Source organism: Carboxydocella sporoproducens DSM 16521, assembly GCF_900167165.1.
Taxonomy (GTDB): Bacteria; Bacillota.
In genome coordinates, this window is sequence record NZ_FUXM01000039.1 from 1 (window position 1) to 21,573 (window position 21,573).

The 21,573-nt window shown below is 51.5% G+C and carries 18 protein-coding genes; 3 read left to right on the top strand and 15 right to left on the bottom strand.

The window, feature by feature from the left end; translation table 11 throughout:
- Window positions 1-352: 352 nt before the first annotated feature.
- The 3 genes from B5D20_RS11315 to B5D20_RS11325 are packed head-to-tail and all read right to left on the bottom strand — an operon-like array spanning window position 353 to window position 5,719.
- The gene (locus B5D20_RS11315) at window positions 353-2,119 is read right to left on the bottom strand and encodes an acyl-CoA dehydrogenase family protein (protein WP_200803505.1); all 1,767 of its coding nucleotides are present in this window, start codon (window positions 2,117-2,119) and stop codon (window positions 353-355) included.
- Between the two features lie 21 nt (window positions 2,120-2,140).
- Complete coding sequence (locus B5D20_RS11320) at window positions 2,141-3,295, bottom strand: thiolase family protein (protein ID WP_078666341.1); 1,155 nt, start codon at window positions 3,293-3,295, stop codon at window positions 2,141-2,143.
- 12 nt (window positions 3,296-3,307) lie between these two features.
- Window positions 3,308-5,719 (bottom strand): 3-hydroxyacyl-CoA dehydrogenase/enoyl-CoA hydratase family protein, encoded by a 2,412-nt coding sequence (locus B5D20_RS11325; protein ID WP_078666342.1) that lies wholly within the window; start codon window positions 5,717-5,719, stop codon window positions 3,308-3,310.
- 254 nt (window positions 5,720-5,973) lie between these two features.
- Between B5D20_RS11325 and B5D20_RS11330 the strand changes: the two genes are divergently transcribed.
- Window positions 5,974-6,984: a glyceraldehyde-3-phosphate dehydrogenase gene (locus B5D20_RS11330; protein WP_078666343.1), complete on the top strand. Its 1,011-nt coding sequence runs from the start codon at window positions 5,974-5,976 to the stop codon at window positions 6,982-6,984.
- A gap of 170 nt (window positions 6,985-7,154) precedes the next feature.
- On the opposite strand, the gene B5D20_RS11335 is transcribed toward B5D20_RS11330, so the two are convergent.
- From B5D20_RS11335 to B5D20_RS11390, 12 genes are all read right to left on the bottom strand, one after another.
- The gene (locus B5D20_RS11335; protein WP_159071844.1) at window positions 7,155-8,564 is read right to left on the bottom strand and encodes a B12-binding domain-containing radical SAM protein; all 1,410 of its coding nucleotides are present in this window, start codon (window positions 8,562-8,564) and stop codon (window positions 7,155-7,157) included.
- A gap of 49 nt (window positions 8,565-8,613) precedes the next feature.
- The gene (locus B5D20_RS11340) at window positions 8,614-9,783 is read right to left on the bottom strand and encodes an ABC transporter permease (protein ID WP_078666345.1); all 1,170 of its coding nucleotides are present in this window, start codon (window positions 9,781-9,783) and stop codon (window positions 8,614-8,616) included.
- Window positions 9,780-10,448: an ATP-binding cassette domain-containing protein gene (locus B5D20_RS11345; RefSeq protein WP_078666346.1), complete on the bottom strand. Its 669-nt coding sequence runs from the start codon at window positions 10,446-10,448 to the stop codon at window positions 9,780-9,782. The genes B5D20_RS11340 and B5D20_RS11345 overlap by 4 nt, the downstream gene beginning before the upstream one ends.
- Window positions 10,449-10,461: 13 nt before the next feature.
- Entirely contained in the window at window positions 10,462-11,601 is a 1,140-nt protein-coding gene (locus B5D20_RS11350) for an HlyD family secretion protein (RefSeq protein ID WP_078666347.1), read from the bottom strand.
- A 360-nt stretch (window positions 11,602-11,961) separates the two neighbouring features.
- Entirely contained in the window at window positions 11,962-12,273 is a 312-nt protein-coding gene (locus B5D20_RS11355; protein WP_078666348.1) for a 4Fe-4S dicluster domain-containing protein, read from the bottom strand.
- The gene (locus B5D20_RS11360; protein WP_078666349.1) at window positions 12,257-13,918 is read right to left on the bottom strand and encodes an adenylyl-sulfate reductase subunit alpha; all 1,662 of its coding nucleotides are present in this window, start codon (window positions 13,916-13,918) and stop codon (window positions 12,257-12,259) included. The genes B5D20_RS11355 and B5D20_RS11360 overlap by 17 nt, the downstream gene beginning before the upstream one ends.
- Window positions 13,897-14,745 (bottom strand): PHP domain-containing protein, encoded by an 849-nt coding sequence (locus B5D20_RS11365; protein WP_078666350.1) that lies wholly within the window; start codon window positions 14,743-14,745, stop codon window positions 13,897-13,899. Before B5D20_RS11365 ends, B5D20_RS11360 begins: the two co-directional genes overlap by 22 nt.
- 27 nt (window positions 14,746-14,772) lie before the next feature.
- Window positions 14,773-15,306 (bottom strand): adenylyl-sulfate kinase, encoded by a 534-nt coding sequence (gene cysC, locus B5D20_RS11370; RefSeq protein ID WP_078666351.1) that lies wholly within the window; start codon window positions 15,304-15,306, stop codon window positions 14,773-14,775.
- Window positions 15,296-16,279, bottom strand: a complete 984-nt coding sequence (locus tag B5D20_RS11375) for a 4Fe-4S binding protein (RefSeq protein ID WP_078666352.1) — start codon at window positions 16,277-16,279, stop codon at window positions 15,296-15,298. Before B5D20_RS11375 ends, cysC begins: the two co-directional genes overlap by 11 nt.
- A gap of 3 nt (window positions 16,280-16,282) precedes the next feature.
- A complete protein-coding gene (gene sat, locus B5D20_RS11380; protein WP_078666353.1) occupies window positions 16,283-17,413 on the bottom strand; it encodes a sulfate adenylyltransferase in 1,131 nt (376 codons plus the stop codon).
- Window positions 17,414-17,493: 80 nt separating this feature from the next.
- Entirely contained in the window at window positions 17,494-19,203 is a 1,710-nt protein-coding gene (locus tag B5D20_RS11385) for a bifunctional diguanylate cyclase/phosphohydrolase (protein WP_078666354.1), read from the bottom strand.
- Window positions 19,204-19,304: 101 nt separating this feature from the next.
- Window positions 19,305-19,571, bottom strand: a complete 267-nt coding sequence (locus tag B5D20_RS11390; protein ID WP_159071843.1) for a DUF4911 domain-containing protein — start codon at window positions 19,569-19,571, stop codon at window positions 19,305-19,307.
- Window positions 19,572-19,637: 66 nt separating this feature from the next.
- Here B5D20_RS11390 and sigI point away from each other — a divergent pair, with 66 nt between their 5' ends.
- Together sigI and B5D20_RS11400 are read left to right on the top strand one after the other, a co-directional pair.
- On the top strand, window positions 19,638-20,360 hold the full coding sequence (gene sigI / locus B5D20_RS11395; protein WP_078666356.1) for an RNA polymerase sigma-I factor: 723 nt from the start codon (window positions 19,638-19,640) through the stop codon (window positions 20,358-20,360).
- Window positions 20,357-21,265: an anti-sigma factor domain-containing protein gene (locus tag B5D20_RS11400; RefSeq protein WP_078666357.1), complete on the top strand. Its 909-nt coding sequence runs from the start codon at window positions 20,357-20,359 to the stop codon at window positions 21,263-21,265. The genes sigI and B5D20_RS11400 overlap by 4 nt, the downstream gene beginning before the upstream one ends.
- The last annotated feature ends 308 nt before the right edge of the window (window positions 21,266-21,573 follow it).

Genomic DNA, 21,573 nt, shown 5'->3' on the forward strand with positions numbered 1-21,573 from the left:
CTGGGTTATTGGCATTACCAACATCTCCGGCAGACCTCCCCGGGTAAGAGCGCTGTCTTTCCCTCCATCTACCCGCCACATTTACTCTCGGCAGCCTTCGGTAGCAAGGACTTCGCTTTGTTTCGCAAGCTCATCCAACTGCCGCTAGCCTCTTATGTGGTTCCTGTTCGTCGGGCCGGAGGTTTGCCGCCGACTTCCTTCAGATTCCACCTCACGGTGGACACCCTTGTCTTAAGCTACGGCTACTGCTACCTTCGCCGTTCGGGACTTTCACCCTATAGACAACGCCCATGCCGGGCGCACAAAAATTTCCCCGGCTCTGCCAGGCCGGGGTACAAGGTGGGTAGAGGATTTAGATTTTATAGCCCTGAAAATCCAGGACTTTGGCAGCAATGGTACGGGTGAGACCCAGCCAGTCAACAAAAGGTGGACGGGCCAGTTTCTTGAGGGCACTGAGCTGGGTAGCCAGCACATCCCCTTTTTCGATAGCCAGCAGTACTTCCCGGGCATAGCCTTCCACCCGCCGGAAAGCATCGAAGCAATAGAAAGAAGTCATGGCCACAGCCAGATCGGCATACAGGTCTTTGGCCTGCACTTTCTTGATGGTGCGCAGTACCGCGCTTTCCATGGCAAAGATTTCGATGACCAGATCTGCGATGCGAGCCAGGACCTCCTGTTCATCCTGCAGTTTCTGCCCCAGTTTCTGCACAGCAGAACCAGCAGTCAGCAGGAAAATTTTCTTGGCCCGTTCCACCAGCTGGGCTTCCCAGGTTACCGGTTCATCGCTAACCGGAGTCAGAGGCTGTAACAGCTCTTTCTGCAGGGCCTGAGCCACTTGCAGGAAGGGCAATTCATTTTTCATCGCCTTGCGCATCAGCATGCCGGGAATGATCAGCCGGTTTATTTCATTGGTCCCTTCAAAAATCCGGTTGATCCGGGAGTCACGGTAAATGCGTTCGACTGGATATTCGGAAATATAACCATAACCGCCATGAATCTGAACAGCTTCATCAGCTACAAAGTCCAGGGCCTCGGAAGCAAAGACTTTGTTAATACTGCACTCCAGAGCATATTCTTCGATTGCCCGCCCGATTCTGGGTCCGGCATCTTCAGCATGGTGGTCGATTTCAGCCAGGGCAGCATCGATTAGGCCTCCGGTACGGTAGACCATACTTTCAGTGACATAGATGCTGGTAGCCATACGGGCCAGTTTTTCCCGAATCATACCAAAGGAGGCGATGGGCTTGCCGAACTGCTTACGCTCCAGGCTGTATTTGGCCGCCAGCTCGATGGCATGTTTTGCTGCTCCCAGACAACCTACCGCCAGCTTGTAACGGCCGATATTGAGGATGTTGAAGGCAATGACATGGCCTTTGCCGATTTCGCCCAGTACATTTTCCACCGGCACTTTGGCGTTTTCCAGAATAACCTGGCGAGTGGTAGAGCCTTTAATTCCCATTTTCTTTTCCTCGGGGCCCAGGCTGAGGCCTTCGGTCTCCCGGTCCACGATAAAAGCAGTAAATTTGTCACCATCCACTTTGGCATAAACCACGAAAACATCAGCCATGCCGGCATTTGTGATAAACTGCTTGGTCCCGTTCAGGATATAATATTTTCCATCAGCACTGAGGTCAGCCCGGGTTTTAGCTCCCAGCGCATCGGAACCGGAAGTTGGTTCAGTCAAGCAATAGGCGGCAATCTTTTCCCCACTGGCCAGGGCAGGCAGATAGCGTTTTTTCTGGTCGGCATTACCGAACAGCACAATGGGCAATGAACCGATGCCGGTATGAGCCCCATGGGCCAGCCCGAAGGATCCGCCCCGGGTCAGGTTTTCCGCAATCAACATGGAGCTGATTTTATCCAGACCAGCACCATCATATTCTTCCGGAATATCGGCCGCCAGCAGGCCCAGCTCCCCGGCCTGTTTCAGCAAGGAAGACATAAGTTCCGGGTTTAATTTTTCCAATTCTTCTACCCGCGGCTCTACCTCTTTGGCGGTAAAATCAAAGGCGGTTTTGGCAATCATCTTATGTTCTTCGGTAAATTCCTCCGGAGTAAAGACCTGTTCCGGACTGACAGAGCCCAGCAAAAATGCGCCCCCTTTTACTCTTTCTCCCATGCTCATTTCCTCCCTTCATAATTAGGCCAGTACTTCAAAGATTCCGGCAGCACCCATACCGCCACCGATACACATACTGACGATACCGTAACCACCGCCCCGCCGTCTCAGTTCATTGATCAGGCTGACGGTGAGTTTAGCTCCTGTACAACCCAGGGGATGACCCAGGGCAATGGCGCCACCATTGGGGTTGACCCTGGCAGGATCCAGCTCCAGTTTTTTTATGACATAGAGAGCCTGAGAAGCAAAGGCTTCATTCAGCTCAACCACTTTGATATCATCCAAAGTCAGCCCGGCAATTTTCAAGGCCTTGGGAATGGCTACTACCGGACCAATCCCCATTTCATCAGGGTGAACCCCACCCACAGCAAAGGCCTTGAATACCGCCAGGGGCTCTAGACCCAGCTCTTCTGCCTTCTCTCTGGCCATGACCATGACAAAAGCAGCTCCGTCACTGGTCTGGGAAGAGTTCCCGGCAGTTACAGTACCTTTTGCATGGAAGGCAGGCTTTAGTTTGGCCAGCGCTTCCAGAGAAGTGTCAGACCGCACCCCTTCATCAGTGTCGAAGATAATTTCCTTTTTGCCCTGTTTTACAGTCAGGGGAACGATTTCATCCTTAAACCGGCCTTCCCGAATAGCCGCTGCTGCTTTCTGGTGGCTGGCCAGAGCAAAGCGATCCTGTTCCTCCCGGGTAATACCATAGCGCTGGGCCACATTTTCCGCCGTCAGACCCATGCCCATATAGGCAGCAGGCATGTGTTCCATTAACCAGGGGTTGGGGGCAATCTTATTGCCACCCATCGGGACCATACTCATGGATTCCACGCCACCGGCCAGGATGATATCCGCCTGGCCGATCATAATTTGCTGGGCAGCCAGGGCAATGGCGTTTAAACCGGAGGAACAAAAACGGTTAATAGTAAACCCGGGTACAGTGATAGGCAATTCCGCCCGCAGGACCAGCACCCGGCCCATGTTGAAACCCTGTTCCCCTTCCGGGAAAGAGCAACCGACAATCACATCATCTATCATTTCAGGTTGAACCTGCGGTACCCGTTCCAGCACATTGCGGATCACCGCTGCCCCCATATCTTCCGGGCGAACATGCCGCAAGGTCCCTTTGGGTGCTTTCCCTACCGCAGTACGAGCACCGGCAACAATCACAGCTTCCCTCATTCTTTCCACCTCCTAGTTCCGCAAGGGTTTGCCCGTGGCCAGCATGTGTTGCATGCGGGCCTGGGTCTTGGGTTCACCGGCCAGACTCAGGAAGGCTTCCCGTTCCAGATCCAGCAGATACTGTTCAGTTACCAGAGTGCCAGCCGGCACCTTGCCACCGGAGAGGACATAGGCAACTTTTTTGGCCAGGTGTTCGTCATATTCGCTGATATAGCCCCCCATCTTCAGAGAATAGGCTCCTAAGGCCATGGTGGCATAACCCGACTCCCCGACCACCGGAATCTGTTTGGGCTCTGGTGGCATAAAGCCGGTACGATCCATGGCCAGAACCGCTTCCCTGGCTTCAGCAATCAGATAATCACTATTGAAGGTAATCCCATCGCTTGCCCGCAGGTAGCCCAGAGTTTTAGCCTCAGGACCACTGGTGGAAACTTTGGCCATGGCAATGGTTTCAAAGGCCTTGTTGACAAAGGGCTGCAGGTCAGTTCTGGTGCCAGCCGGGATACCTTCATACATACGCAATAACAGCTCCTTGCAGCCACCACCAGCCGGGATCAGGCCTACACCCAGCTCCACCAGACCCATATAAGTCTCAGCTGCTGCCTGAATCCTATGGGTATGGGCACAGACCTCATAGCCTCCGCCCAGGGTCATGCCGAAGGGCGCCGCCACGACCGGTCTGCGGCAGTATTTCAGGCTCATCACGGCGTTCTGGAAGGTGCGGACCATCAGCTCGATTTCATCCCAGTCCCCTGCCTGGGATTCAAACAGCATCCACATCAGGTTAGCACCAACACAGAAGTTTTTCCCTTGATTACCAACTACCAAACCCACAAAGTTTTTCTCCACTTCTTCCACCGCAACGCGAATAGCATCAGTGATATCCCCACCGATGGCATTGTTGGGGGAATGGAATTCCAGACAAGCGACGCCATCACCCAGATCCACCAGGCTGGCACCGGAGTTACGGTAAATCACGGCTCCAGGTTGCTCTTTCCGGTTTTTCAGGATAATTAACCCCGGTTTATCTTCCACCAGGACATAGTCCTCTTTGTTCCAGTCATACTGCCATAACTGGCCCTGTTCCTTCTTGTAGAAGGACTTGAAGCCTTTAGCCAGCATGTTTTTTACCCAGGCGGGTACTTCCTGACCTTCAGCCTCCATACGGGCCACAGTAGCTTCTACCCCCAGGGCATCAAAGGTGGCAAAGGGCCCCATTTGCCAGTTAAAGCCCCATTCCATGGCTTTATCTATGGCCAGAATGCTGTCGGCAATCTCCTGGGCTTTGCGGGCAGCGTACAACAGGGGACGGCTGACTGCAAGCCAGGCCATTTGACTGTACTTGTCCTTGCCATTAACCAGAGCCTTCATCTGACCGGCCAGCCCACCGGGAGCCTGTTTGGCCATCTCCACCTGGGGCAACTTCACCTTCTGCTGGGGCCGGTAAGTCAAGGTTTGCCAGTCAAGGGTCAAGACCTGCTTGCCTTCCGGAGTTTTTACCTTTTGATAAAACCCTTGTCCAGTTTTATCCCCCAGCCACTTGTTCTCCACCATTTTGGTCAAAAACTCGGGAATGCGGAAAGCCTCTTTTTCCCATTGTTCGGTGACATTATCCCGTACATTGGCCGCTACATGCAGGAAAGTGTCCAGTCCAACCATATCCAGAGTACGGAAGGAAGCGCTCTTGGGTCGCCCCAGAGCCGGTCCGGTGAGAGCATCCACTTCTTCCGGAGTCAGGCCCAGTTCTTCCATGGCCTGGGCCGTAGATACCATACCATAAACTCCAATGCGATTAGCAATAAAATTGGGAGTATCTTTGCACAAAACTATTCCTTTACCCAGGCGACGTTCCCCGAACCAGGACAAAAACTCCACAATTTCCGGCAGGGTATCTGTTCCCGGGATAATTTCCAGCAGCTTCATATAGCGGGGAGGGTTAAAGAAATGGGTTCCCAGAAAATGCTGTCTGAATTCCAGCGCCAGGCCCTCCACCATTTTATTGACGGAAATACCAGAAGTATTGGTGCTGACAATGGCTCCTGGCTTGCGATACTGAGCTACTCTGGCCAGTAATTGTTGCTTGATAGCCAGGTTTTCCACTACCACTTCGATAATCCAGTCAGCATCCTTGATTTTCGGCAAATCATCCTCAAAGTTCCCGATTTCAATACGTTGAGCTACTTCCGGCACATACAGGGGAGCCGGTTTGCTCTTGAGTAAAAGTTCTTTGCCCCTGGCTGCAAATCGATTGCGGACCTGCGGGCTTTCCATCGTCAACCCCTTGGCCTGTTCTTCCGGAGTCAGTTCCCTGGGCACAATGTCCAGCAACAGAACCGGAATGCCCACATTGGCCAGATGGCCAGCAATGGTAGCACCCATCACCCCGGCACCAAGGACCGCAGCTGTGCGGATTTCCCTTTTCATTCCCTCTACCTCCCTTTTACCCACATCTTACTGAATGAATATTCATTCTGATTTAATTTTAGCTGTCAATCCTTACCTGTGTCAAGATAATTTTTGCAAAATTCAAGCAAAAAATTTGGCAGCAATATATAGACACAATTGCAGCAAATGTGTCATACTTATTTAGCGAAAAAATATATTTTGTATGCAGGATTTTCTCTGTTTTCGGCGAATAGTGTTATGTGGCTTAACAATAAGGGGAGGTTTATGGTGAGATGAAGAAAATTAGAATCGGTATCAATGGTTTTGGTCGCATTGGCCGTCTGGTCATGCGGGCAGCGGCCCTGGATCCTGTTTTTGAGGTAGTGGCCATCAATGCATCCTACGCTCCATCCATACTGGCCCACTTGTTAAAATATGATACAATCCATCGGGTTTATAGTGCAGATGTTGCTGCCGGAGAGCAGGAAATCTATGTTAATGGCCAGAAAGTTCGTTGTCTATCCGACCGGGATCCCCGCAATTTGCCCTGGGGTGACCTGGGAATAGATATCGTCATCGAGGCCACCGGCAAATTTAAAGACCGGGACGGGGCCAGTCTACACCTGGCTTCCGGTGCCAAAAAAGTAATTATCACAGCTCCGGGCAAAAACGAAGATGTGACCATCGTAATGGGCGTAAACGAACAGGCCTATGACCCGGCCAATCATCATATTATTTCCAATGCTTCCTGTACCACCAACTGCCTGGCCCCGGTGGCCAAGGTGCTGCATGAGAAATTCGGCATTATCAGCGGTATGATGACTACCGTTCATGCCTATACCAATGACCAGAAAAACCTGGATAATCCCCATAAGGATTTACGGCGGGCCCGGGCCTGTGCCCAGTCCATCATTCCCACCACTACCGGCGCTGCCAAAGCCGTAGGCAAGGTGTTGCCGGAGCTGAATGGCAAATTGAACGGCCTGGCCCTGCGGGTACCTACCCCCAATGTTTCAGTGGTAGACCTGGTCGCAGATTTTGAACAAGAAGTTTCAGTGGAAACCATCAATGCCGCCCTGAAGGAAGCGGCCAATGGTGCGCTGAAAGGCATTCTGGCCTATACCGAGGAACCCCTGGTGTCCTCTGATTTCATCGGCCACTCCGCTTCCTCGATTGTCGATGGCCTTTCTACCATGGCCATTAGCAAGCATCAGGCCAAGGTCCTGGCCTGGTATGACAATGAGTGGGGTTATTCCTGCCGGGTAGTAGATCTGGCCCGTTATGTCGGGGAAAGACTGGAATAGAAATGTTCATCGCGAATCAACCAGCCCCTGGCTTGCTTAGGCCAGGGGCTGGTTATTAATAATAGGTAGTATCCTATACAATTCCCGGCCCTAAGCAAATCCCCCCTCTGATAGCGTTTAAGCTACCACAGGGGGGATTTGCTTCCAATTGCCGTTCTCCGCTGGCAAGTTCACTTTTTCATTCCTGCCAGAAATTCGGTCAAAAAAGAGTTATTGAACAGCACTTTCATGGATTTTTGCATATACCGTTTCTTGAAACTATCTTCAGCTTCCTGGCAATACTGGCGCATTTTTTCCCGGTAGAACACCTTGAAACAGCGAACCATGGCTTCCCGCAGCTCCTCCCGGCTCATAGCCCGGCTGGGCATGATGGGATGAACCAGGTCATACTTGCTGAAATCCCATTCCTCTACTCTTTCCGCTACCTGTTGCCACAGGTCGGCATAAGGCCATGGCGTCAGGAAGAGAAAATGGGCCAGATCCGGATTATACCGCAAGGCTTGCTGCAAAGTCTCTTCAATGGACCGGGGCGTTTCCTCCCAGTGTCCCAGGAGAAAAGAGCACTCGGTCAAAATTCCCTGCTCATTCAGCAGGCGGATGGCTGTTTCCGCCTCTTCCGCCTTGATATTCTTCTGCAAGGCATTCAGAGTAGCCTGGTTGGCCGATTCCACGCCGATATAGACATGGATAAACCCGGCGGCCCGGTATTTCCAGAGGATGTCCTGATCCCGTACAATATCGGGGGCCCTGGTTTCCATCGTCAGCATGACCCCCGGTTGAGCCTCAAGCAAAAGATCGAGGAACTTTTCCCAGCGTTCCCGGTTTTTAGTGGTATATTCATCAGCAAACAGTACCATCTCCACCCCAAAACGGTCCCGCAACTCCAGGATCTCCTGAACCAGAGATTCAGGACTGCGCTCCCGGTATTGTTTACGCCAGAAATGGTGCTGGGAACAGAAGCGACATTCCTGATCACAACCGCGGGAGCCACTGACAATTGCCAGCCGGGAATCGGTAATCCGGTAGCGGTATAAATCCCAGTCCAGCAAATCCCAGGCTGGTGCCAGGGTATCCAGATCTTCAATCAGAGGCCTTGGCTCGGTGGCGCAAGGCTCGCCTTGTTCCCGGTAGGCAATTCCCCTGACAGTCCGGAAACTGCGTCCATCCTGCCAGGCCTGCACCAGTTCCGGGAAAGTCTCTTCCCCTTCCCACCTGATGATCACATCAACCCAGGGAGAGCTGGTTAAAATTTCTTCCCAGCAGAAGGTGGCATGGATTCCTCCCATCACCAGCAAGGCAGTGGGTAACACCTCTCTGACCGCTTTCAGTGTGGCTATTGCCGCCGGTGCGCTGGCAGTGGTAGCCGTAATTCCTACTACTTGCGGCCTCACCTGAGCCAGTCTGGCTTGGATCTCAGCCACGCTATGATTTAAAGACATGGCATCATAAATTTCAACCTGTATGCCTTTATTCCGCAAAGCCCCTGCCAGATACACCAGATTTAAAGGCGGCCAGGTTCCGGTAATTTCAATAACCCCTGCATGATAGGGAGGAGTGAGCAAAACTACATGGGCGCTCACAACACCACCTCCGCCGCTTTTCTTGCACCATCCGTTACAAACCATTATATTATTCGTCACTGACAGGGTTATTTTCCTGCTTTTCCGCAAAATTTGTTGCAAATTTTTTTAGCAGCAACCAGCAGAGGAAAATCAGGGCCAGAAAAGCGGCCACATCCACCTTCAGAGCCTGCCAGCCCTGGCCCCGGTCCACCAGGGCCCGTAAACCATGGGTATAATAGGTCAGAGGTAAAATAAAGCTGAGGGGTTTTAAGGGATCAGGAATTGCTAACATAGGCCAGGTATAGCCTGACAGGAGAAAAGAGGGCATGGCAATCAGCATGGTTACCTGAGTGGCCTCCAGCTGGGTCCGGCTGAAAAGAGATGCTGTCAGCCCCACTGCGACTAAAGCCAGAATAAATAGCAAATTAAAGACAAGAAGCAAAAGACCATTGCCCTTGATGGGAACACCCCAAAGCCAATGTAAAAGGGCAAAGGTCAAGAGGGAATCCAGACAGCCGACCAGGAAATAAACCAATCCTTTACCCAGAAGCACCGTCTTGGGTCCCCCTGGGCTCTGCAGCAAACGAATCCAGGTTCCCTGCTCCTTTTCCCTGGTGATAGCTAAAGCGACCCCCAGCAATAGGACCTGCTGAATTACGGCTCCCAGCAACCCGGGCAAGAGAAAGTTAGTATAATTAAAAGTGGGATTGTAAAGGACCCGATAGCGGAACAACAAAGGTTGCAGGGTATGCCGGGCTTTTTCCGGATTTATGCCCGCTGCTTCCATGACTTTCAGACTGGCTCCGGCGCCAAAGGTGGCGACGATCTCATTGGCCGCCCTGGTGGCAGCATTGGCGATAATCATATTGCTGCCATTGATCAGGGTCATAATCGCCGGACTTTTTCCCTCTTTTAAGTCCCTGGTCAATCCCGCCGGAATTATCAGCACTATCTGCGCCCGACCTGCATCTATTTCCTTTTGCGCCTCTGTCTCATTCAGAGCAAAACCGCTTATGCGAAAGGTTTCCGACTGGTCATAGGCCCGTACCAGTTCCCGGCTCAGATAGGAATTTTCTTCATCCACCACCAGTGTGGGCAATTCCCTTACTTTTTGCGCCGAATAAAGATAACCAAAAATCAGCAGATAAAGTGCTGGTATTAAGAATAAAACCGCTGCCAGGCGTCGGTCCTTTTTAATATGCAGAAATTCCAGCCAGGCGATGTCACTGATTTTCATGCCGACACCCCTCCCTGCAAAGCCCGAGAGAGTTCTACCGGTGCCACCAGAACAGCTTCATTTCCTTTCAGCCACAGAACTTTATCTACTGGCAAATTTTCTGCCTCCTGCCAGAACGCAGTGGTCAATACTATCGTTTTGCCAGACTGCAAGGAAAGCTGCAAATTATCGAAAATCACTGTTCGTGTTCCAGGATCGGCTATTACCAGAGGTTCATCCCAGACAATCAAGGGAGCGTTCCCCGCGAGACTGACCGCAAGATTTATTCTCTGCCTGAGCGGCCCTTCCAGCTCTCCCACCGGTTTCCGCCAGGCTTCTTCCAGTTGCCAGTTATGTTTTAACTCCCTGGTTAATTGTTCATTATAGCCGGTAAAAAAGTTGATAGTTTCTTCCCCGGTCAAATCGGGCCATAGCCCCAGGCTCTGGGGCGCATAACCCACTCGGGTAATGGGCAAGGGCAATCCTCCCCGCACAGGTTGGCCAGCCAGTCTAACTTCCCCGGACGCTGCGATTCTAGCGCCGATCAGAACCTCCAGTAACTGGGTTTTGCCACTATTGCGAGCTCCATAGACCAGTAGTAACTCACCAGGTTGCAAGCGCCAGGATAGATTCTGAAAATAGTAACCTCGGCGGCGGGCAATACTGAGGTTGTTAACTTCCAACATTATTCCCACCCCTTTACAGGCGTATTTTTGCTGTCAAACCCGGCCGCAATTTGTGATCCCGGTTCACCAGTTTGATTTTAACGGCAAAAGAACGAATATCCGTCTGCCCCAGTTCACTGGTAGCTTTTTTCACCGCAAAATCAGCGGCAGCGCTGATATTTACGATTTTACCCTTATAGACGGCATTATTCAGGGCAGGAATTTCTACCGTCACTTCCTTGCCAGTGGACAGAGAGGCCAGTTTGTCCTCAGTAACATAGATCTTGATAAAGAGGTCATCCAAATCCACCAGGGTGGCAAAAGGCAAGCCAGCTGCCACCATCTCCCCTGCCTCCATATTGCGGGTTAATACTATCCCGCCAGCGGGAGCATAGAGCAGGCGATTTTCATACATGGCCTGAGCAGCATTGAGGGCCCCCCTGGCCTGTTCCACTGCGGCTTTGGCTGCCTGCACATCTTTTTCCCGCAAGTTGATTTGCTCCAGATTGGCCTGGGCCAAAGCCACATCATCGGCCGCAGCTTCTACTTCTTTCTGCCCGGCTGTTCCGCTGGCCAGATTATAGGTCTCTCTGGCTCTTGCCAGTTCTGCCTCGGCTTTGGCATACGCCATCTGGGCTTCTTCATATTTGCTTTTTGGCACTGCTCCCTCCCGGTACAGTTCCTGAACCCGTTGCCAGTTGGCTTTAGCAATGTCATTAGCGGTCTGGGCCGCATCCAGGGCAGCTTTGGCCATGGCTACATTCTTGCGGTTAGCATCAGCCTTGGCAGCATAGCCACTCTGGGCTTTGCTTAGCTGGGCCCAGGCTCCTTCTCTGGTCGCCTTAACCGCTGCCTCAGCCTGAGCTACTTTCGCCACAGCCGCCTGATAGGCACCGCGGGCCTGTTCCAGCTGGGCGGCCAGTTCTTTACTTTCCAGCTCTGCCAGGAGCTGACCTGGTTTTACCTGGTCTCCTTCTTCAATGTATACCTTCGCTAATTTGCCGGGGATCTTGAAGGCTACGTCTATTTCTGTACCCTCGATGGTAGCTGTGTAGGTGTTCCCGCCTGTCAGGATACTGCCACTACTACTGCCACCGCCCATGAGCCAGAAACCACTAAAAGCCAGGGCCAGTATTCCAGCGGCGATAATTGTTAGCATCCTTTTTCTTGGCATTATAACTCCCCCTTTTTGTACTGACTGGTCAGTTTTTATTATAGTGCAACTTATTTCCTTGCGCAATCATTTTTTTAATGGTAGGGATGTTTTGTCAAGGGATTTTTTTTGCAATTACAACCCAATCCGTTATAATATACATGAAATTCTTCAGAAAGAAGGGGTAATATTGGGTAACTGGGTAGTACCGTACGTAACTTTCAATGGCAATTGCGAAGAAGCAGTTAAGTTCTATCAGCAAGCATTAGGTGGCGAGTTACACATCATGCGTTTCGGGGATGCCCCTCCAAACCCCGCTTTCCCTCCGCTTCCCGAAGAAGACCTCTGTCAAAGCAAATAAAAGAGCCCCCGGCCTGAAGATCAGGTCGGGGTTTTGGTTTCTGGTAAAGGAAATCGTTCAGTTTTACCATCAGGATAGGCCAGCACCCATTCTTTCCCTTCAATCCCCAGCCAGGCCCGGCCGCCACCGATTTCTGCCGGCAGGACCAACCGGATAGCCTGACGGGGACAGGCTTTGACACAGGCGGCGCAGTCCCAGCAGGACCGCCCGTCACGCAACTCTGCCTTACCATCTTTCCGGATTAACAAATCTCCCGGACAGACCCGCTGGCAACAGCTCTCTGCCGCCTGGCCGCAACCATTGCAGCGTTCACGGTTAATCAGAGGTGGCATGATAGGGCACCTCCTCTATGGCAAACATATCCTGCTCCCGGCGATAGCGGGAATTGATGAAACAGAGCCAGCGCCCGTCATCCCGGCGGGGATAGTCAAGAAACTCCTGATAGGCTGGCCAGCGGCTCTCCTTGCGATAGAGCATGTGTTCAACCAGGGCCCGGGCCAGCAACCAGCGCTCTTCCACTTCAATCGCCTGTAAAAGCTGGTAATTGTCGGTACAGGCTATTTGCTGCAAATCTTCGCCCAGCCAGGCCAGCTCCTGCCGGGCCCGTTTCAGCCCGGCTTCCGTATATTTATAGCCGGTGCTAATCCCGCCAGCATATTCATCCATGATTTTTTGCAATCTCTCCTCCAAACGCCAGGGGGTCAGATACCCTTGCTGTTTCTGCCATCGCTCAAACTGACTTTGTCGCTGCTTTAATAGAGTTTCGGCCGCAGCCATTGCCTTTTCAACATCATATTCCTGCAGCTCGGCTACAGCCGTATGAGCAGCAATTTCCCCTTCAGCCATGGACCCGGTTACATATTTTTTGGGGGCGCCACCAGCAATATCTCCAGCCGCATACAAGCCCGGTACAGTGGTTCGGCGACCGCTATCTATCCAGAATCCTGCCATACCATGACCGCCCACCAGATAGGGCTCAGTCCCGATTATCTCCACCGGCTGATTGGGCCTCAGATTCCGATCCGCCCAGTAAAGCACCGCACCAGGAGCCATGTTTAAATATGCCTCCTGTAGTTGCCGCTGCTGCTCCTCTCCCAGATGAGAGGTATCCAGATAACAGGGGCCCCGTCCTGCCGTCATTTCCGCCAGCAAGGCCGCCAGTCGGCCCGGAGTAGTGCGGTCAGCATAATGTTCCAGATAGTTTTCCCCCCGGGCATTTACTTCTTTGGCTTTTACTCCTTGCGCCAGCGTCCCGGTGGGAGCAATGGCATCCTTGGTCCTGAGGGCTATAAACCGCATTTCCAGAGAGGTTAAGGCTGCCCCAACCCGTAAGCCAGCAGCCAGCCCACCCCCCGTATTAAAGGGACAGTACCACATTTTATGGCGGGCTTCTCCCTGATTATTAGGACGATAGATACCTGCTGCTCCCCCGGTGGCCAGGATAACGGCTCTGGCCAGGACGGGGCGGAAACGGCCAGTTCTGGTCTCCCAGCCCAGGGCCCCCACCACACGGCCTTCCACCTGGACCAGATCCAGCAATACCGTGCGATTCCAGACTTCTATTCCTGCCCGTCTTACCGCCGCGGCCAGTACCGGCTTAATGCTCTCCCCTTCGATTTGTACCGAACGGGGCCCGCGGGGAAGAAAATTGCCCTCGGCATCCCGTTTGAAGGGCAACCCCCATTCGGCCAGACGGCGAGCCATGCTGTTAAACCGTTCGGCCATAGTCAGGACAAGATCGTCCCGAACCAGACCATAGTTATCTTTTTTCACATAAGCCAAAAAAGTTTCCGGGGTCTGGCCCGGGTTAAGATAGGCATTAATCGCATTGATTCCAGCTGCCAGGCAGCCACTGCGGCTGATTTCCGCTTTCTCCATTATTACTACCCTTAAAGCCGGGTCTATTTCCCGGGCGGCAATAGCAGCCATACATCCGGCTGCCCCGCCGCCAATGATCAAGAGGTCAACCTTTTCCATGCTTTCTCCAACTCCTCAACCAGGCTATAGGGAATACTTAAATTGCCATGACCGCGTCCCAGCTGGATTTCCGGTTTGTTGGTACCATGAAAATCCGTGCCCCCGGTCATCACCAGCCCCAGTTCTTCTGCAACTGCTCTGGCCTGAGCAGTATCAGCCTCGCTGTTTTCCGAATAATAGACTTCTATTCCGGCCAGCCCATAATCCCGCAATTCCCGGGCCAGATCAACCAGCTGGGACTGAGCTAAACCTAGATACCTGGGATGAGCCAGCACCGGAACCCCTCCAGCCTGACGAATCAAAGTTATTCCCTCCCGGGGGGTTAGCCTCTCTTTCGGAACATAAGCCAGTCCCCCCCGGGCCAGGTATTTATCAAAAGCTTCATTTACCGAACTTACTACCCCTTTTTCCAGTAATACAGCGGCAAAATGCGGGCGCCCCACCACCTGCCCCTGGGCTTTGGCTTCCACTTCTGCCATGGTTATCTCGATCCCGAGGGCTTGTAGCTTCTCCACCATTTTCGGGTTACGCTGGGCGCGAAACTCCCGGAGCTGGGCCAGATTTTGCAGTAATTGCGGATGCTGGTGATCGATATAGTAGCCCAGTATATGCATCTCCCGCCCCTGCCATTCAACACTGATTTCCACTCCGGAAATAACAGGCAGGCCCAGCTCACGGCCACGGGCGATGCCTTCTGCTAAACCATCTACTACATCATGATCGGTAATCGCCAGAGCAGCCAAACCCTGCTTATAAGCCAGCTCCACCAGTTCAGCCGGACGGAAGGTGCCATCAGAGGCTGTGGTATGGGTATGGAGGTCAATCATGGGCTGGTCCTCCTTTACAATCTCTATTTATAGATAGTTTAACTCCTCCAGCCGGCGAATAATAGTAGCTACTGACTCTTCATGGGTTTGCTCATGGGTTTTTACCACAATTTCCGGATTTAAAGGAGGCTCATAGGGATCAGAAACCCCGGTAAACTGGGGAATTTCTCCAGCCAGAGCCTTTTTGTACAGGCCCTTCACATCCCGCTCTATGCATTTTTCCAGGGGGCAATCCACAAATACCTCCACAAAATCAGGATAAGTGGAGCGGACATAGTCTCTGGTTTCCCGGTAGGGGGAAATTGCAGCGGTTATGGCCACTACCCCGTTACGGGCCAGCAGTTTGGCTACAAAGCCGATGCGCTTGATATTGGTATCCCGATCCTCCTTACTGAACCCCAGACCTTTGGACAGATTTTCCCTGACTTCATCTCCATCCAGGATCTCCACTTTTTTACCCCGCCGCCGCAGCTCCTCGGCTACCAGACCGGAAAGGGTGGATTTGCCAGCCCCGGATAGACCAGTGAACCAGAGTATAAAACCTTTTTCCTTATTGCTCATTTGCTTTCCCCTCCTGCTCTTTGCGTATAAGATAAGCGCCTATTCTTTCTTTGGTGCGGCCATGGGCAATCCAGTCAGCCTGTACCTCTTTAATTAAATCCACAATTTCCTCTGCCTGAGCCAGCTGACGCCAGAGCCGTCCCAACCGGGGATGCCGTCCCCCGTTTCCGCCAACCAGTGCCCTGTAGCCCCTGGCAGTCTCTATAATCGCTCCGGCCGGGCAGGCCCGCAGGCACATACCGCATTCCTGACAGTTGCTGTACTCAATTACTGCCCCCTCTGCGGTAATGGTAATAGCTTTTTCCTTACAGGCCCTGGCGCAAAGCCCACAGGCGGTACACTTTTCTTTTTCCACCCGAACCTGTTGTACCGCAATCAGGCCAAAATCATGGGCCTCAGCCCGGGCACAATTGTTGGGGCAGCCGGAAATGGCAATTTTGAACTTATGAGGATAACCCTGTTTACCGGCAAACTCCTGCTGTAACTGCTGCGCCAGTTCCCTCACTGCCGCCAGCCCGTTGGTACAGGTGGGCTGACCCGGACAGCAAACCACATTGCGCCCAGTGCCTCCCCGGGGTGCTGTTTTAAGCCCCAGGGCAGCTAATTCATCCTGGAGGTCCAGCACTTTTTCCCCCGGCACTCCGGGAATTTCCAGGCCCTGGCGAGTGGTCCAGTGCACTTCCCCCTGGCCATATTCTCTGGCCAGACGCCCTATTTCCGCCAGCTGATCCGCCTGCAGGAGGCCCAGAGGCAGGAGAATACGGACTATCCAGAGATTACCCACTGGCATTTTGATAAAATCCCGAAACAGGTCTCGTTTTCCCTCCGGTAAGATTTGAGCAGGCAGGCGATGAGTACGATAAAGCTCAAAAGTCCGGGGGGGCTGCCGGTACTCCTTGCCCTCCTCTGCCCCGCAGGCCGGGCAATACAGGTATAGTTCCGAACGGCGGTTGCCGCAGTAATGGCATTTCATCAACTATTCCTCCCTGTAACCCCGAATTAAGACTTCCGCCACTTCCGGCCGGGTGAATTCCGGTGGCGGCACTTCTCCCCGGGTGAGCATCTCTCGTACTTTGGTACCACTCAATACTACATGTTCTTCCCGACCATGGGGACAGGTTTTGCTTGATGCCATATTGCCACAGGCACGGCAGTAAAAGGTATGCTCAAAGAAAAGGGGAGTTATTCCCAGTTCTTCCGGTTTAAATTCCCGGAAAATCAGCTGGGCGTCATAAGTACCGTAATAATTGCCAACTCCAGCATGGTCTCGACCGACAATGAAATGGGTGCAGCCGTAATTTTTTCTAATCAGAGCATGAAAAACTGCTTCCCTGGGTCCGGCATAACGCATGGCTGCCGGCAGCACTGAAAGCAGCACCCGCTCCTGGGGATAGTACTTTTGCAGCAGCACCTGATAGCTCTCCATGCGAATATGGGCAGGAATATCATCTGCCTTGGTTTCTCCTACTAATGGGTGCAAGAGCAAGCCATCCACTATTTCCAGAGCGCATTTCTGGATGTACTCATGGGCCCGGTGGACCGGATTGCGGGTCTGGAAACCAACCACCGTTTGCCAGCCCCGGGAACGGATGATTGCCCGCACTTCCTCGGGATCCCGGTGAAAATCGGGAAACTGAGGTCTGGGCCGGTTTACCAGCCAGATAGGTCCCCCGACTAGATATTCTCCCTGCTCATACAGGCGCTTTACCCCGGGATGGGCCTCATCTTCGGTGCGGAAAACCTGCCGGGCTTCTTCTCGTTTATCATAGCTGTAAACTTCTTCCACCTGCAATGACCCATAGATAGTCTGGTCGGCACCCACCAGAGCCACTTCTTGCCCGGGTTTCAGGCTGGCCGCCTGTTCCGCTGAAACCGAAAGGGTGATGGGCATACTCCAGATTTGCCCGTCGGCCAGGCGCATTTCTGCCACCACCCGCCGATAATCCTCCTGAGTCATAAAGCCGGTTAGGGGTGAAAAAGCCCCTACTGCCAGCATTTCCAGATCCGATAACTCTTTGGCCCCCAGCAGAATCTTCTCGGCTTTCTCCAGCCGGGTCAAAGCCTCCTCCCTTTCCGGTCCTGTTAAAACTCGATTCACCAATGCCATGACCACTCCCCCTATTCCTATAATTCCGATTTGTTTAGTTTGTTTTATTGCTAAAAATATAACACCTCCAGCGGGAGGTGTCAAGCACTTTTATGACAAAATGTGATGCGAATCCATTCTTCTACCGTGTTCGTTGTCAGTTTGCGCGGCAAATCCTTTTCCAGCCCGTTGATTTGCTGGATAAAACACTCTACCAGATAGGGATCCAGCCGCTGGTAGGCCATCCTGTTTAATTCCCGTAAGGCCTCACTTAAGTTCTTGCTGGGCCGGTAAGGCCGTTCTTCCCGCAAGGCATCATAGACATCAGCCACAGCAATAATCCTGGCTACCAGAGGGATATTTTTCCCGGCCAAACCCTTAGGATACCCCTTCCCATCAAAATTCTCATGATGATAAAGTACCCCATATCGGATTTCATCGGGAATCCAGGAAGTGGTTTCAGTAATCAGCTGCCAGCCCAGTTGAGGGTGTTCCTTGATCTCCTGCCACTCTTTTTCCGTTAAATTCCCCGTTTTCAAAAACAGTTCCCTGCTCCAGCTGGTTTTGCCCAGATCGTGCAGTAAACCGGCCAGGCGTATACGATTGACCTCTGGAGCAGGTAATCCCAGCAAGCAGGCCAGAAAAGCGGCATACTGGGCGACATTGACCGAATGCCAGTATAGTTCTTCATCATAATCCTTAATCCGGTTGAGCAAAGTCTGAAGATGGCCTATATACCGGCGTGCTGACAAATTGGAACAGCAGTCCCCCAGTCCATGATAAACCTGGATGGCCCAGGGTTGATGCCCGGCATAGCTCAGGGCCAGATCAGCATAATCAATCAATTGAAAAACCGCATGGCCATGTTGAGGGTAGGAAGCCAGTCCCGCCTGGGCAAAGACATCTTCTTCGCCGAAAAAGAATTGGTGTTTTTCCCGCAGGTGTTGAAAAAATCTCTCTACCATGTTCCGGGCCTGCTGATAATCTCCTTCCACCAGCAAACCCAGGCGCTGATAACCGCATCGCCCCATTATACCCCAGCGCTGGCGTTGATTGTCCTGGATGATGGTGCGAAAAAATATCTCCGTCATAGCTACCCCGTAGCGGGCCGCAATTTCATCCAAACCGTGCAAATCGATATGAACCAGGCTCAGCTCTTCACCCGTTTTTTCCGCTTCCTGAATTTTATTTTCTGCCATTTGCATAAAAGATTTTCGGTTCAAAAAACCGGCATAATTATCCGCTTGATTCAGCAAACGCTCCGGCCACCAGGTGCGTCGAATCACCAGCAAAACTCCCAGGTAAAAGAAAGACACAACGATGATGGTGGCCCAGAACTCTTTACTCGCATAAAAGAGCAAGTTCCCTTCCCGCCACCAGTGGGCTGCCACAAAGGCCAGATGGCCTCCCAGCCCCAGTAAAACAAACTCCATCAGCCCCGGTTGGGCCATGGCCAGCTCCAGTAAGACGGCCATCAACAATGCCGCCTGTAAGTTTAACATGCCTGGCAGGACCGTCACATAACAGACCCAGAGTAACATGGTCAGGGAAATTAACAGCCGCATACCCCAGATAAGGCGAATGCGATAACATTGACGTAAGGCCAGGTAATAAAAAACATTTAACAACAACAACACCAGTAAAGCGCCAACTAGCGAAAAGCCATAGCCATTGGTATGCCACCAGCCCAGAACAGTTGTAATCCCTGCTACCATTCCCCTAAAGAGGAAACCATAACGATATTCATAATCGATCATATCCCCTTTATGTAAGGGCAGGGGGCTTAACCATGGTTCCATCCGGTTAAACATCGAGGCCACCTCTTTTGTACTTAACTGAACAATCTGATATAAGCTAATTCGCTATGTCAGGCCGATTTTCCTGCTAATATCAAAATAATTTTTCGCTATTCCTAATCATAGAGAAAAACCACAGGAAAGGGTAAGTTTTCCAGAACAGCGATTAAATTGTTTTTCAAGCTGCTGGTAGTATGCAGGGCCACAATCCCTTCCCGCCCATTTAAAGGTACCATAAACGCCAGATGCTCATATCCTTCAAGAATATTTTTCAGGTACCGAATACAACCTGGAGCTATTTTTATTTTTAAAAAAACTTCCTCCGGATGGCCTCCAGGCCTGACTGTACTGACTCCGCCCTGGCCGCGATAACGTTTTGCCATTAATTTAACCCCCAAAAATTTAAATTCTATCGTATAATATAAAGAAAAAGCCATAGAGGTGTAAAGATGGAGGAACTGGTACTCCGGGCCCAGCAAGGGGATCGTCAACTCAGGGAACAGCTCTTGCAGGAATATCAACCATTTATTGTTAAAATAGCCAGTCAGACAGTAGGGCGTTTTCTAAACTGGGGAGTAGATGAGGAACTAAATATTGCACTGACCGCCTTTGATGAAGCCATACTTCGCTTTCAACAGAAAAAGGGTACTCCCTTTCTTCCTTTTGCCGCTCTGGTAATCCGGAGCCGGCTGCTGGACTGGCTGCGGGCCGAACAGCGGCACCAGCATCTCAGTCTGGATATTGAAAACGAACAGGAAGAGGATTTCAGTCCCGCTGAACTGCAACTTTCTCTGGCCCAGTATCAAGCCCGTTCCCTGGCGGAAGAGCGCGGACTGGAACTGGCCCTGCTGGAAGAAAAACTTCGACCATTCGCCATTAGCTTTAATGACCTGGTGGACTCAGCCCCCAGGCACAGGGATACCAAACAGGCATTAGTCAAAGCTGCCCGCTACCTGGCCCAAAATCAATCCTTATTTCAGCAATTGCTGGAGAAAAAAACTGTGCCCGCGAAGCAGCTGGCTGAAGTGAGCGGTGTCAGCCTGAAGACCCTGGAAAAGGGGCGCAAATATCTGATTGCTGTGGCTTTGATTCTACATGACGCAACGGAGTTTGTTCACTTAATCTATTATCTCAAACCACTGTTACAACTGGAAGAGAGGGAGCAGGAATGAAAGCCAAAATTAAAGGCATGGTAGTCAAGCGCGATGGCAAATATTTGATTGTCCTAACCCCGGACGGAGATTTTCACCGGATACCGGCTAAAAATCACCAGGTTAATCCCGGTGAGGAAATCATTTTCACTCCTGCCTCTTCCCTGTCCTGGCCTAACTGGGCTCTAGGTACCCTGGCAGCTGCTGTCGCCCTTCTATTCCTGCTGGCTGGTCTAAAGCCACAGCAAAACCCTATCCAACAAACCGTGAGCCAGCCGCCAGCAGTAAAACCCGGGGAGAATATCCAGCTAGCTCAGGCTGAGCCTGTTGCCTTTCTGACGGTCGATATCAACCCCAGTATTGAGCTCGCCTTAACGGAAAATGGACATATTATCTCCGCCCGCGGTTTAAACTCTGATGGTCAGAGACTATTGGCTAAAGCTAAACTGGAAGGCCTGACCTGGGAAGAAGCTCTGGATCAAATCCTCGACCTGGCAGCAAAAAGTAATTACCTCCCCGGTAACAGGCAAAATTTGATTGTAACCACTCTGACGGTAGTAAAGAAAAATAAGGCAAAACCGGTATTAGTAAAAGAGCGGGTCAAGCTGGTTCTGGCTGAAAAAATCAAAGCGAAAGCTCTTCCTGCTCAAGCCATTGCTCTGGAAGCTGACCCCTCCGACAAGGAGGAAGCGGATAAACAACAGGTTTCCGTAGGAAAATATCTGACCTGGAAGCGCCTGAAAGCCAGAGGGAAAGAGCTGGATATCAAAGAAGTGAACAGGCGCAGTATCAGAGAGATCCAGGCTGATGAAGCTGAAGACCTGTTTAAGGATGACAAAGACGAACAGCCAGAGATCGGGAATAATAAAGAGCATTCGCAGAAACCGGAAAAACCAAAGCAAAAACAGAAGCCTGATAAACAGTAGTGTTGCATAAAATTTTTTAAAATTTGTCAAGCTGGGAATTAATTCGATTTAACACAAAATAGGACGAATTATGCGTTTTTTAGCTGAGAAATATAAAAATCTCCTTTATAATAGAGATTAAGGGTAGTCCTTGCCCAAATCTCTAATATAAAGGAGAAGCTATAATGCAAGGCAAGGATATCACAAAATCCACATTTTTTCAATTGTTTCAGCCAATTTTTAACGAAAAAATTTTTCAGCTTATTAATAACGCAGGTGTTGACAAATACGTTAAAAAACTGACAGCACTTAAGCTATTCTATCTTCTG

Coding starts and splice junctions, on each gene's coding strand:
- B5D20_RS11315 (WP_200803505.1), bottom strand. CDS start 2,119: ATGGGAGAAAGAGTAAAAGGGGGCGCATTTTTGCTGGGCTCTGTCAGT.
- B5D20_RS11320 (WP_078666341.1), bottom strand. CDS start 3,295: ATGAGGGAAGCTGTGATTGTTGCCGGTGCTCGTACTGCGGTAGGGAAA.
- B5D20_RS11325 (WP_078666342.1), bottom strand. CDS start 5,719: ATGAAAAGGGAAATCCGCACAGCTGCGGTCCTTGGTGCCGGGGTGATG.
- B5D20_RS11330 (WP_078666343.1), top strand. CDS start 5,974: ATGAAGAAAATTAGAATCGGTATCAATGGTTTTGGTCGCATTGGCCGT.
- B5D20_RS11340 (WP_078666345.1), bottom strand. CDS start 9,783: ATGAAAATCAGTGACATCGCCTGGCTGGAATTTCTGCATATTAAAAAG.
- B5D20_RS11345 (WP_078666346.1), bottom strand. CDS start 10,448: ATGTTGGAAGTTAACAACCTCAGTATTGCCCGCCGCCGAGGTTACTAT.
- B5D20_RS11350 (WP_078666347.1), bottom strand. CDS start 11,601: ATGCCAAGAAAAAGGATGCTAACAATTATCGCCGCTGGAATACTGGCC.
- B5D20_RS11355 (WP_078666348.1), bottom strand. CDS start 12,273: ATGCCACCTCTGATTAACCGTGAACGCTGCAATGGTTGCGGCCAGGCG.
- B5D20_RS11360 (WP_078666349.1), bottom strand. CDS start 13,918: ATGGAAAAGGTTGACCTCTTGATCATTGGCGGCGGGGCAGCCGGATGT.
- B5D20_RS11365 (WP_078666350.1), bottom strand. CDS start 14,745: ATGATTGACCTCCATACCCATACCACAGCCTCTGATGGCACCTTCCGT.
- cysC (WP_078666351.1), bottom strand. CDS start 15,306: ATGAGCAATAAGGAAAAAGGTTTTATACTCTGGTTCACTGGTCTATCC.
- B5D20_RS11375 (WP_078666352.1), bottom strand. CDS start 16,279: ATGAAATGCCATTACTGCGGCAACCGCCGTTCGGAACTATACCTGTAT.
- sat (WP_078666353.1), bottom strand. CDS start 17,413: ATGGCATTGGTGAATCGAGTTTTAACAGGACCGGAAAGGGAGGAGGCT.
- B5D20_RS11385 (WP_078666354.1), bottom strand. CDS start 19,203: ATGTTTAACCGGATGGAACCATGGTTAAGCCCCCTGCCCTTACATAAA.
- B5D20_RS11390 (WP_159071843.1), bottom strand. CDS start 19,571: ATGGCAAAACGTTATCGCGGCCAGGGCGGAGTCAGTACAGTCAGGCCT.
- sigI (WP_078666356.1), top strand. CDS start 19,638: ATGGAGGAACTGGTACTCCGGGCCCAGCAAGGGGATCGTCAACTCAGG.
- B5D20_RS11400 (WP_078666357.1), top strand. CDS start 20,357: ATGAAAGCCAAAATTAAAGGCATGGTAGTCAAGCGCGATGGCAAATAT.